Here is a 12,085-nt window from a genome sequence, read left to right as displayed (position 1 = left end):
TCACAAGTTCGGGGGGCGGCGCAGGTCAAGCGTCAATGGGAATTCCCCTGTCTTCTCCTCGAGCGGCAGCGCCATCGATCCCGGCGTATGGCCATGATCCTGGAACCGCGCCTTGCGCCGCGCTTCTGCCTCATAGGCATTGATCGGTACGTCATCATAGTTGCGACCGCCCGGATGCGCCACATGATAGACGCAGCCGCCGAGCGACCGACCGCTCCACTGGTCGAATATGTCGAAGGTCAGCGGCGCATTCACGGGCAGGCGCGGATGCAGGCAGTCCGAGGGCGCCCAAGCCTTGTAGCGCACGCCGCCCACTGCCTCGCCCACCACGCCGGTCGGCGTCATCGGCACGCGTCGCCCATTGCAGGCGACGACATGGCGCCCTTCCACAAGGCCGCTGACCCGCACCTGAAGCCGCTCCGTCGAGCTGTCGACATAGCGCACCGTGCCGCCGATCGCGCCGGTTTCGCCCAGCACATGCCATGGCTCCAGCGCATGGGCGATCTCCAGTTCTACGCCACCGGCGCGCACCGTGCCATGGACCGGAAAGCGGAACTGGCGCTGCGCCTCGAACCAGGCGGGGTCGAACACATAGCCGGCATGTCGCAGGTCCGCGAGCACGTCGAGGAAATCGCTCCATACGAAATGCGGCAGCATGAAGCGGTCGTGGAGGCGGGTTCCCCAGCGCACGAGCCCGCCATCCTGCGGCGCGCGCCAGAACCAGGCGGTGAGGGCACGCAGCAGGAGTTGCTGCGCCAGGCTCATCCGCGCATCCGGCGGCATCTCGAACCCGCGGAATTCCACCAAACCGAGGCGGCCGGTCGGGCCGTCGGGCGAGAAGAGCTTGTCGATGCAGATCTCGGTGCGATGCGTGTTTCCGGTCACGTCGACCAGCAGGTTGCGGAACAGCCGGTCCACCAGCCATGGCGGCGGCATCTCGCCTGCCCCCGGCACGGGCACCTGCGCCAGCGCGACTTCCAGCTCGTAGAGGCCGTCATGCCGCGCCTCGTCGATGCGGGGCGCCTGGCTTGTCGGCCCGATGAAAAGGCCGGAGAAGAGATAGCTGAGCGAGGGGTGGCGCTGCCAGTAAAGGACGAAGCTCTTGAGCAGGTCCGGCCGGCGGATGAACGGCGAATCCTCAAGGCTCGGCCCGCCCAGCACGATGTGGTTGCCCCCGCCGGTGCCCACCGCCCGGCCATCGATCATGAACTTGTCTGCGGTGAGCCCGTGCTCGCGCGCGATGTCATACAGCGATTCGGTGAGGTCCACCGTCTCCGCCCATGTCGCGACGGGCTGGATGTTGACTTCGATGACCCCAGGATCGGGCGTGATCTTCAGCACCTGCAAGCGGGGGTCCGGCGGCGGGGCATAGCCTTCGATCCGCACTTCCACCTGCAGCGCGGACGCCACCGCTTCCACTTCCGCCACCAGCTCCAGATAATCCTCCAGCGCGCGGACCGGCGGCAGGAACACGGAGAGATAATGCGCCTTGGGTTCCACCGTGATGGCAGTGCGGACCGCGCCTTCGATGAATTCCTGCTCGACGCGCTCCTGCGCCGCGGTGTCCGGCGCTTCGCTGCGCGAGGCGACCATCTGCTCGCGCGGATCGGACCGGGCCGCGCGCTCGGTGCGCTGGACATGGAAATCGGCCAGCGGCTCACGTGGTTCGCTGGTGTCGCGCGGGTGGATATAGGGGAAGGCGGCCGGCGGGACATAGGGCAGCGCCCCGAGCGGCAGGCGATAGCCCAGCGAACTGTCGCCCGGCACCGCGCGGAGCCGGCCCCGGCGCACGCTCCACACTTCGCTCATCCAGCGCGGCGCGGGTTGCGCAGCCTGCCAGCGCTGGATCGGCAGCGCGTAGCCGATGGCGTTGGAGAGCCCATGCTCATAGGCTTTGCGCATGCGTTCACGCGCTTCGATGTCGTCGAGCTTGTTGTCCTCGGGCGTGACGTTGAGGGGAAGCGCTTCTTCCTTCTTCGCCCATTCCTCCTCGTCCTCGAACACCGGCAGCACATAGCTTGGCCCCACGCCCAGCCCGGCGGCCAGCCCGGCCATGAAGCGTTCCGCCATGGCGGGCGTGGCGGGCGCCTTGCCTTCGCCATCCTCCTGCGCAATGAGAGTGGCGTCGCGCCACACCGGCGCGCCGTCCTTGCGCCAGTAGATGGCATAGGCCCAGCGCGGCAGACTTTCGCCCGGATACCATTTGCCCTGCCCGTGATGGAGCATGCCGCCGGGCGCGAATTTCTCGCGCAAGGCGCGGGTCAGCCTGTCGGCATAGCCTTGCTTGGTTGGGCCGACGGCGCCGCCATTCCACTCGTCTTCCTGTCCGCCGTCCACCGCCACGAAGGTGGGTTCGCCCCCCGTGGTGAGACGCACGTCCTGCGCGGCGAGATCGGCATCCACCTGCTCGCCGAGCGCCTGTACCGCCGACCAGCGCTCGTCCGTGAATGGCTTTGTGATGCGGACCGCTTCCGCGATGCGGGAGACGCGCATCTCGAACCGGAAGTCGACCTCGGCCGGCTCGGCCATGCCTTCGATCGGCGCGGCCGAACGATAATGCGGCGTGGCGCAGAGCGGGATATGCCCTTCGCCGGCGAACATGCCGGAGGTGGCGTCGAGCGCGATCCAGCCGGCGCCGGGCACATAGACTTCCGCCCAGGCATGAAGGTCCACCACATCCTGGCTCACGCCCTTGGGCCCCTCGACCGGCTCGACATCCGCCACGAGCTGGATCGAGTAACCCGAAACGAATCGCGCGGCGAAGCCGAGGCGGCGCAGCAGCTGCACCAGCAGCCACGCGCTGTCCCGGCAGGAGCCGGTGCCGACCCGCAATGTCTCCTCGGGCGTCTGCACGCCCGTCTCCATGCGGATCACATAGCCGACGCGCTGTTCGAGCTGGCGATTGATGTCGACGAGGAAATCAATGGTGCGGCCCTGATGCCCGGCATGCTGCGCGACCAGTGACTCAAACAGCGGCCCCTGCGCTTCGAGATCGAAATAGGCAGCAAGATCACTGGCAAGCGCCGCCTCATATGTGAACGGGTAATTTTCAGCATAAGGTTCGACGAAGAAATCGAACGGATTGATGACGTCGAGGTCGGCCAGCAGGTCCACTTCGACCACGAAACGGTCGACAGGCTCGGGAAACACCAGCCGGGCCTGCCAGTTGCCATGGGGATCCTGCTGCCAGTTGATGAAGTGGTTGTCCGGCTCGATGCGCAGAGCATAGTTCGGCACCTTCGTCCGGCTATGCGGGGCAGGCCGCAGGCGCACCATCTGGGGGCCAAGGCGGACCGGCCGGCTGTAGTGATAGGCGGTGCGGTGATAGACGGCGGCTTTGAGCATCCGGGCAATCAACGCAAATATTGTGCAATGCGCAATAGACAATGCGCAACGGACATGCGCGTCGAGGCGGTCTGGGGAAAATTTGTGCCTTTATGGGCTCGGTCACCCTCAGAAGATGGCGCTGATGCAGGGGCCCGCGCCATTCCCATTGGGGGGACGGAGAAGCGCGCTGCATAGCGGCTCGCCGCTCCCACCTCAGCCTCGCTTTTCCCCTGTCCTACAGGCCCTCTGCCGTGGCAGCCATCCTCGACGCCTGCCCCTGTGGACAGGGGCAGGCAAGGCACGGCTCTTTCTCATTGGAGGGTTCCATCATCCGGTCGGGCCACGCAGGCTTGCCGGAACAGGCGCTGGCGTCCGCCTGATTGATCTCGCCGCAAAGTTCAGGGAAGCGGAAGATGACACGGACGTGTCCTCATCTTTATGAACTTCCAGAGCGTAGCGTCGTGTTGGACCGGCATTGCAGGCCGTCGCCTCCATCCGGTCCTCATGGGCCCGGTCTCGCCACAACTCCGCGAATCGGCCTGTTCGGCCTCGTTCCACTTCTCCTCAGGAGAGAATGCCGATCCCGGAGAGGACCTTCTCATCGGCTTCCTCGCCCTTGACCGGGATCAAGGTCTTTTGTCGCCGCTCGCTCATGATGAGCGACATTCGCGAGAGGAGACCTGACGGATGCCCCCCCCAAGCCTCCCCCCTTCCCTTCTGCCCGAGCCGCCCAGCTACGATGCGATCCGGGAGGATCATATTGTGCAGCGTATGCTCTGCCGCGACCTTGAAACGCTGGCCGATGGCTTGCCCGCACTTCCGGCCGCTCAGGAGATCCAGCATCTGTGCGAGCGGATCGAGCATGTCACCGCCACGCATTTCAAGCGTGCGGAACAATATTTCGCCGCCCTGCCGCCGGCCGTGCGTCCCAACGATGCCGCGCTGGCCGCGCTACGCCGGATGCACGAACTCGATGAAATGCACGCGCAGGACCTGGTGAACGCGCTCCTCCAGCAATCACGACAAGGTGACCGGGACCAGGTCGGCCAGCTGGCATACATGCTTCGCTGCTTTTTCGACGGAAGCCGCCGCGCCATCGCGCTGAAAGAAAGCTGGATGGCGCCCTAGGCTCCCCTCACGCCGGATTGACGATGTCCTCCAGCTGGTCACGATCCAGGATGCGGCATTCCCGATCGCCCTTGGCGAAGCTGATGATGCCCGCGGACTTGAGGTTGGTGAGCTGACGGCTCACTGTCTCGATGGTGAGGCCCAGATAGTCCGCCATGCCGCCGCGGCTGATCGGCAGATGGACATGGATGCTGCCATCATGCTCCTCGCGACCGGAACGATCGGCGAGATCGAGAATGAAGCCTGCCACGCGCTCCTGCGCGTTCTTGCGCCCCAGCGACAGCATGCGGTCGCGCGCTTCGTTGAGCGAAGCCATGGTGCGCTTGAGAAGCATCCGCTCCATCCGCGGCAGATCGTCCAGCAGGCCCTCGAATGCCGTGCGAGAATAGCTGCAGATATCCGTGTCGGTAAGCGCGGTCACCGTCAGCGAAGTCTCGTCGGAGAAAAGCTGGCCGACGAAATCGCCCGGGAACAGCAGGCCGACGATCTGTTCGCGTCCGTCCGCCATGGTCGCAGTGACCTTCAGGGTCCCGTTCACGACATTGGCGCAGCTGCTGCTGGCATCACCAGCCCAGCTGACGACCTGGCCTGCGGGGATGGTCCGCCGTCGGCCGATGTCGCTGAGCGCGCTCAGCTCACGATTGTCCAGACTCGAGCAAAGCGCCGAGTCGCGCACGGCGCAATTGCGGCAGCGAGGGGGAGCGGCAACTAGGCCTGCGATGTCGCTATAGGCTCGAGCGACGGGCAGCACGTCCATTCGCGCCATGGAAACCTCCGATCTGTTTGACTTAGATCATTGTGCTCCTGGCAAGCTCTTCCCGAAATAAGGAATAATACTAGGGAACCGTGGCGGATCACTGCCGGCCGCCTGATTCTCGCCCTGCAGGCGCCCCGCAGGCGGGCTCAAAGAGCGCGAATGTCTTGGCCCGCCAGCAGCGCCTCGCATCCCAGCACCTGCGGATCGTCGTCCCGCGAGAGCGCGGCCACCGTCACCCAGCCCTCCCTGCGCAATTCCGCGGCGCGAACCGGATCGTGATCGAGCGGCAGAAAAAGGCGCCGCGCCGATTCGGCTCCGAAGCCGGCATCGATCAGGGGATCGGGATAGAGCGAGAATCCCATCGCCGGTTCGCTCGTGCCATCCGGCCGTGCAACCTGATAGGCACCGCCCCGCCCGATCTCGCCAATGAACCCTTCCGCGAAAACGGAGAAGCCGAACCAGCTCTGATATTCGAAGCCGTGGCGCTCGGTCGGGTCGAGGGTCAGGGTGATGTCCCAGCCAATCGGTTTTGCAATGGCGCGCAGCGCAGCGATCCGGTCGACAAGCGCGCCTTGAGCGGGCCCGGTATCGAAAGCCTCCAGCCGCTCCATGGCGGCATGAAAGGGTCCGGTGGCCTCGATCAGGCCCAGATAAGCGCGCGCGCCTTCGCCAAGCTCCACCAGAGAGCCGGCATCCTTGGCATCCAGCCGCGCCTGCACCGCCTCGACCTCCGATGACGCCAGCGGCATCGGTCCCGCGGCAAGCGTCGGCACCAGGTCAGGCAGGGTGAAATCGATGGTGATGCCCTGCACGCCCGCACGCTGCAGCGCCTCGATGGCGACGTTCACGATCTCCACGGCGGCAGCGACACTGTCCGTGCCGATGATCTCGGCGCCCACCTGCATGCGCTCGCGCTCCGGGCGAAGCTGGTCCGCGCGCAGCTTCATCACCGGCCCGCCATAGCACAGGCGCAGGGGGCGTGGCGTCGATGCCATGCGCGTCGCGGCGATGCGGCCGACCTGCGCGGTCATGTCCGGCCGGATGGCCAGCGTGCGCTGCGAAACCGGGTCGACCGCGCGCAGCAGGTCCTCGGCAGCCGCCGACTGGAGACGCGCGACGAGGGTTTCCTCGAACTCGGCAAGCGCCGGCATCACGCGCCGGTAGCCATGCCCCGCGACAGTATCGAGCACTTCGCGCACAAGGCGCGCGGAAGCTTCCGCCTTCGGGGGAAGACGGTCGGCAAGACCTTCCGGTAGCAGGCCTGGAGCAATCGCGTCGGTCATGGCCGGGCATTTAGTCGATTTGGGCGCGCAGGCGAGGAGAAATTCATCGCATCCGTCCTGAAACGACCGCCAGACGCACGCCCCCGGGGAGCCGGAAGCGTGCGCCTCATGGTTCAGAATTTGAGCGGCGTCACGCGGCGCACGCTCGGCAGCGCGTCGATCTTGCACAGCAGTTCCTGCGGCACGGACCCGTCGACCGAAAGCAGCAGGATCGCCTCCCCGCCTGCTTCCCGCCGGCCCAGATGGAACGTGCCGATATTGATGCCGGCCTCGCCCAGCGTGGTGCCCACCGCGCCGATGAAGCCGGGCGCATCCGTGTTGGCGATGTAGAGCATGTTGCCATCGAGATCGGCCTCGACCTTGATGCCGAACAGCTCGACGAGGCGCGGCGCAGCATTGCCGAACAGCGTTCCCGCCACCGAGCGCTCGCCCTGCGAGGTCTTGACCGAGACGCGCACCAGCGTGTGATAGTCACCTTCGCGCTCGGTCTTGATCTCGCGTACTTCGATGCCGCGCTCGCGGGCGAGGAAGGGCGCGTTCACCATGTTCACCGTGTCCGTCTGCGTGCGCAGGAAACCGGCGAGCACGGCCGAGACGATGGGCTTCTGGTTGAGCTCGGCGGCCGCGCCCTCGGTGTGGATCGAGATGCGCGGGATGACGTCATGCGAGAGCTGGCCGATCATGCTGCCGAGCTTTTCGGCCAGCGCCATATAGGGCCGCAGCTTGGGCGCTTCTTCCGCCGAGAGGCTCGGCATGTTCAGCGCGTTGGTGACGCCGCCGGAGATGAGATAATCGCTGAGCTGCTCGGCCACCTGCAACGCCACGTTCACCTGCGCCTCGCTGGTGGAAGCGCCCAGATGCGGCGTGGAGATGAAATTGGGCGTGCCGAACAGCGGGTTCTCCTTGGCAGGTTCAACCGCGAACACGTCCAGCGCGGCACCGGCGATATGACCGCTCTCCAGGCCTTCCTTGAGCGCCGCCTCGTCGATCAGGCCGCCGCGCGCGCAATTGATGATGCGCACGCCCTTCTTGGTCTTCGCCAGATTCTCGGCGGAAAGAATGTTGCGGGTCTGGTCCGTGAGCGGCGTGTGCAGGGTGATGAAATCCGCCTTCGCCAGCAGCGTCTCCAGATCGACTTTCTCCGCGCCCATCTCGATCGCGCGTTCCGGGGTAAGGAAGGGATCGAACGCCACGACCTTCATGCGCAGGCCAAGGGCGCGGCTGGCGACGATGGACCCGATATTGCCCGCGCCGATCAGACCGAGCGTCTTGCCCGTCACCTCGACACCCATGAAGCGGTTCTTTTCCCATTTGCCGGCCTGGGTGCTGGCATCCGCCTCCGGCAGTTGGCGAGCGAGCGCGAACATGAGCGCGATGGCGTGCTCGGCGGTGGTGATCGAGTTGCCGAACGGGGTGTTCATGACGACGATGCCCTTGGCCGAAGCATAGGGGATGTCGACATTGTCGACACCGATGCCGGCGCGACCGATCACCTTGAGATTGGTGGCGGCGTCGATGATCTCCTTGGTCACCTTGGTCGAGGAGCGGATGGCAAGGCCATCATATTTGCCGATGATCTCGATCAGTTCCTCGGGCTTCAGGCCAGTGATCTCGTCCACCTCGCAGCCCCGCTCGCGGAAGATCTGCGCGGCCTGAGGGTCCATCTTGTCGGAAATGAGAACTTTGGGCTTGGTCATGTGTCTTGTCCTTGGAATTTCGTCATCCCCGCGAACGCGGGGATCCAGAGGCGATGAAGCGCTGCTGTGGTCTGGATTCCCGCGTTCGCGGGAATGACGAGGGATGGGATCAGGCGGCCGTCGCGCTCAGCGCGGCCCTGGTCTCGGCATAGGCCCAGTCGAGCCACGGGCCGAGCGCCTCGATATCCGCCGTGTCGACCGTGGCGCCGCACCAGATGCGCAGGCCAGCCGGTGCATCGCGATAGCCCGCGACGTCATAAGCGGCGTCGGCCTTCTCGAGCAGCGAGGCCATCTTCTTGATGAAGTCGGCATCGGCGCCCTCGACGGTCAGGCAGACGCTGGTGATCGAGCGGGTCGCCGGATCGGCAGCCAGGTGCCCGAGCCAGTCGCGCGATTCCACGATGGCATTGAGCGCATCGGCATTGGCCTGCGCGCGAGCGATGAGGCCCTGCGCGCCGCCAATTGTCTTCGCCCATTCGAGCGCGAAGATCGCGTCCTCGACCGCAAGCATGGACGGCGTATTGATCGTCTCGCCCTTGAACACGCCCTCGGCGAGCCTGCCCTTGGACATGAGGCGGAACACTTTGGGCAGCGGCCAGCTCGGCGTGTAGCTTTCCAGCCGCTCGACCGCGCGGGGGCCGAGGATCAGAACGCCATGGCCGCCTTCGCCGCCCAGCACCTTCTGCCAGGAGAAGGTGGCGACGTCGATCTTGTCCCAGGGAAGGTCGTAGGCGAAAACCGCGCTGGTCGCATCCGCGAAGCAGAGGCCTTCGCGATCGTCAGCGATCCAGTCGCCGTCAGGCACACGCACGCCGCTCGTGGTGCCGTTCCAGGTGAACAGCACGTCGTTCGACCAGTCGACCTGTGCAAGATCGGGGAGCTGGCCGTAATCGGCACGGATCACCGTGGGATCGAGCTTGAGCTGCTTGGCGGCATCGGTGACCCAACCTTCACCGAAGCTCTCCCAAGCGAGCGTCGTGACCGGGCGGGCACCAAGCATCGTCCACATCGCCATCTCGAAGGCGCCGGTGTCCGAGCCGGGCACGATGCCGATGCGATGCGTCTCGGGCAGGTTCAGCAGCTCGCGCATCAGGGAGATGCAATATGCGAGGCGATCCTTGCCGAGTTTCGAGCGATGGGAACGTCCAAGGACGGCAGTGGCCAGCTTGTCGGGGCTGTAGCCCGGCGGCTTGGCGCAGGGTCCGGACGAGAAATGGGGGCGCGCGGGCTTGACGCCCGGCTTGGTAACCTCAGTCATGTGTTGCGTCTCCTTGCAGAGAGCACGCGCGGCGTTGGGACCGCGTGGCCCGTCGGCGGCCCTACGCTCAGCCACGCCAAAGTCAAGCCGCGTTGTGGCCTCCGCACGCATTCATGGGCGCGCGAGCCCCGACCCAGGAGGAGGCACGCTCTGCGCCTGAACGCCCGGCGCCAGGAAGCGTCGACGGCAGCCTGCCCCGGTTTCGACTCGGCTGGGCTCGCTCTGCCGGGGCGCTTAACCCTTTGTTAACCATGTCCATGCTGATGCTCGCGTCATGGTCGGGACGGGAATGACGTCTTTGTCTGTCAGGCTCGCCGCGCTGGTCGCGATCGCGAGTGTTGCCGCGTGCGCGGACCATAGCGTCGTGCGGCAGGGCAGGGTGACCCGACCAGCCGCGCCGCCTTCGGCCATGCCGAACAGCGAGAGCTTTCGCATGTGCGCGGCCAAGCTCGACGCCGCCAAGGTGCGCTACCAGCCCCTGCCCAATCAGGACCGCGGCGGCGGCTGCGCGACGATCGATACCATCAAGCTCATGGATATCGGCACGCCCACAGCCAATCTCGGCCCGATGACTTGCCCCCTTGCGGCCCATTTCGCAGCCTGGGCGCGCTATGCAGTGCGTCCCGCTGCGCGGCTCTATCTCGGCAGCGAAGTGGTCCGCATCGAGACTTTCGGCACTTATGCCTGCCGGGACGTGCGCGGCACGGGCGGCACGATCGCGGGCAAGCGCAGCGAGCACGCCCAAGCAAATGCCGTGGACGTGGCGGCGTTCGTTCTCGCCGACGGCCGGCGAATCAGCCTCGTGGACGACTGGCGCGGGGACGGCCCCTCGGCACAGTTCCTCCGCGTGTTGCACCAGAGCGCCTGCAAACGCTTCCGCACGGTGCTGGGGCCCGACTATAATGCTGCGCACCGCGATCATTTTCATCTCGACATGGCGAACGCCGGAAGCAGCGGCCGCAGCTTCTGCCGCTAGTCCGGCGTTTCCTTCCCGCCGGAAATCGTCTAGCGCCCGCGCATGAGTGAGCATGGTTCCGTAAACGAAAGCAAGTTCCGCCCGGCCATCGAGGAAGCGCGGGATGCGCGGCGCGCCATTCCGACGCCGCAGACCGAAAGCAAATCCTACACGCTGGCATTTCAGGACCCGGAGTTCCTGCTGCGCCCCGACCTGCGGCCGGTGCGTTTTCAGCTCGAGCTGCTCAAGCCGGAGCTGCTGCTGGACGAGGCCAGGATCGCGTCCACCTTCGTCTTCTACGGTTCAGCACGCATCCCCGAGCCGGAAGCGGCGCAGGCGCGGATCGAGGCTGCCAGGACGCCTCAGGAACGCAAGGTCGCCGAGCGGCTGGCGGCCAAAGCCCGCTATTATGAGGAAGCGCGCAAGCTCGCGCGCATCGCGGCCCAGTTTCCGGTGAACGCCGCGGGTTGCCGCAATTTCGTCGTGTGTTCCGGCGGTGGTCCCTCGATCATGGAGGCTGCCAATCGCGGTGCGGCGGATGTGGGTGCGCAGACCATCGGCCTCAACATCGTGCTGCCGCACGAGCAGAATCCCAATCCCTATGTGACGCCGGACCTCTCGTTCCAGTTCCACTATTTCGCGCTGCGCAAGATGCACTTCACGCTGCGGGCACGGGCTCTGGCCGTCTTCCCGGGCGGTTTCGGCACGTTTGACGAGTTCTTCGAGCTGCTGACCCTGGTGCAGACCGGCAAGATGAAGCCAATCCCCATCCTCCTGTTCGGACGGGAGTTCTGGACGCGTGTCGTCAACTTCGACGCGCTGGCTGAGGAAGGCGTCATCAGCCCTCACGACCTGGATCTCATCAACTGGGTCGAGACGGCGGAAGAGGCGTGGCGCGTGGTCGACGAATTCTATGGGGAAAGCGGCGCGGATCCGGGTTGCTGATACGCAAAAGGCGGGTGCAAGCACCCGCCTTCGTGACCGCATTCAACGGTAGATGCGATTTTACTCGGCCGGCGCGGCGGCGTTCCCGGCTTCGGCAGGTGCTGCGGCATTCTCGCCTTCGGCGGGCGCCGCTGCGTTGTCGCCTTCTGCCGGAGCTGCTTCGGCATCGGCAGCCGGGAGTGGCAGGTTGGTGCCCTGCGCATTCATGTAGGCGATGACATTCGCCCGGTCTTCCGGCTTGCTGAGACCGGCAAAGCTCATCTTCGTGCCATTGGCGAATGCCCGGGGAGAGGCCAGCCAATGATCGAGCTGTTCAAATGTCCAGCTTCCGCCCACTTCCTTGAGCGCGTTGGAGAAGGCGAAGCCACCACGGCCGTGAGCAATTTCCTCGCCGACCACGCCCCAGAGGTTGGGACCGATGCCGTTGGCGCCACCCTGATTGATCGTGTGGCACGCCACGCACTTGGCGAAAACCTTTTCGCCGGCCGCAACGTCAGCACTCGCGAGCAGCGTGTTGAGCGACGGCCCGGAGGCACCGCCGGCGCCTTCTGCCTCGACGCCCTCGATGGCGTAGCCCATCGGCTCGGGCCGCTCACCGTGGAACAGCTTGCTGCTGATAATGCCACTGCCCAGCGCAATGATGCCGGCGAACAGTGCCCAGCCCGCAATGGTGTTGAAACGATCGCTCATGCGGTTTCTGTCTCCGAATTGACCGGCGCGACCCTCCGACCGCGA

General features: G+C 65.7%; 9 protein-coding genes. 3 read left to right on the top strand and 6 right to left on the bottom strand.

The window, feature by feature from the left end:
* Positions 1-3,345 (bottom strand): transglutaminase family protein, encoded by a 3,345-nt coding sequence (locus HNP60_RS00450; protein ID WP_184148838.1) that lies wholly within the window; start codon positions 3,343-3,345, stop codon positions 1-3.
* A 669-nt stretch (positions 3,346-4,014) separates the two neighbouring features.
* On the opposite strand from HNP60_RS00450, the gene HNP60_RS00445 reads away from it, so the two are divergent.
* A complete protein-coding gene (locus tag HNP60_RS00445; RefSeq protein WP_184148835.1) occupies positions 4,015-4,455 on the top strand; it encodes a hemerythrin domain-containing protein in 441 nt (146 codons plus the stop codon).
* A gap of 7 nt (positions 4,456-4,462) precedes the next feature.
* Here HNP60_RS00445 and HNP60_RS00440 read toward each other — a convergent pair whose 3' ends face one another.
* The 4 genes from HNP60_RS00440 to HNP60_RS00425 all read right to left on the bottom strand — a co-directional run bounded on the left by HNP60_RS00440 (position 4,463) and on the right by HNP60_RS00425 (position 9,450).
* Positions 4,463-5,221: a Crp/Fnr family transcriptional regulator gene (locus HNP60_RS00440; protein WP_014074454.1), complete on the bottom strand. Its 759-nt coding sequence runs from the start codon at positions 5,219-5,221 to the stop codon at positions 4,463-4,465.
* Between the two features lie 137 nt (positions 5,222-5,358).
* Positions 5,359-6,495, bottom strand: a complete 1,137-nt coding sequence (locus tag HNP60_RS00435; RefSeq protein ID WP_184148815.1) for an ATP phosphoribosyltransferase regulatory subunit — start codon at positions 6,493-6,495, stop codon at positions 5,359-5,361.
* Positions 6,496-6,608: 113 nt separating this feature from the next.
* Entirely contained in the window at positions 6,609-8,192 is a 1,584-nt protein-coding gene (serA, locus tag HNP60_RS00430; RefSeq protein WP_184148812.1) for a phosphoglycerate dehydrogenase, read from the bottom strand.
* Between the two features lie 109 nt (positions 8,193-8,301).
* Complete coding sequence (locus HNP60_RS00425) at positions 8,302-9,450, bottom strand: phosphoserine transaminase (protein WP_184148809.1); 1,149 nt, start codon at positions 9,448-9,450, stop codon at positions 8,302-8,304.
* A 289-nt stretch (positions 9,451-9,739) separates the two neighbouring features.
* Between HNP60_RS00425 and HNP60_RS00420 the strand changes: the two genes are divergently transcribed.
* Positions 9,740-10,426 carry an extensin family protein gene (locus tag HNP60_RS00420; protein ID WP_260394580.1) on the top strand — a complete coding sequence of 229 codons (687 nt, stop codon included), beginning with the start codon at positions 9,740-9,742 and terminating at the stop codon, positions 10,424-10,426.
* 42 nt (positions 10,427-10,468) lie between these two features.
* Positions 10,469-11,350 (top strand): LOG family protein, encoded by an 882-nt coding sequence (locus HNP60_RS00415; RefSeq protein WP_014074448.1) that lies wholly within the window; start codon positions 10,469-10,471, stop codon positions 11,348-11,350.
* A gap of 60 nt (positions 11,351-11,410) precedes the next feature.
* On the opposite strand, the gene HNP60_RS00410 is transcribed toward HNP60_RS00415, so the two are convergent.
* Positions 11,411-12,040 (bottom strand): c-type cytochrome, encoded by a 630-nt coding sequence (locus tag HNP60_RS00410; protein ID WP_014074447.1) that lies wholly within the window; start codon positions 12,038-12,040, stop codon positions 11,411-11,413.
* Between the last annotated feature and the right edge of the window lie 45 nt (positions 12,041-12,085).

Origin of the sequence: Sphingobium lignivorans, assembly GCF_014203955.1 — a bacterium.
Classification (GTDB): domain Bacteria; phylum Pseudomonadota; class Alphaproteobacteria; order Sphingomonadales; family Sphingomonadaceae; genus Sphingobium; species Sphingobium lignivorans.
Note: the sequence above shows the minus strand (reverse complement) of the source record. Positions and strands in the feature narration are given on the sequence as shown.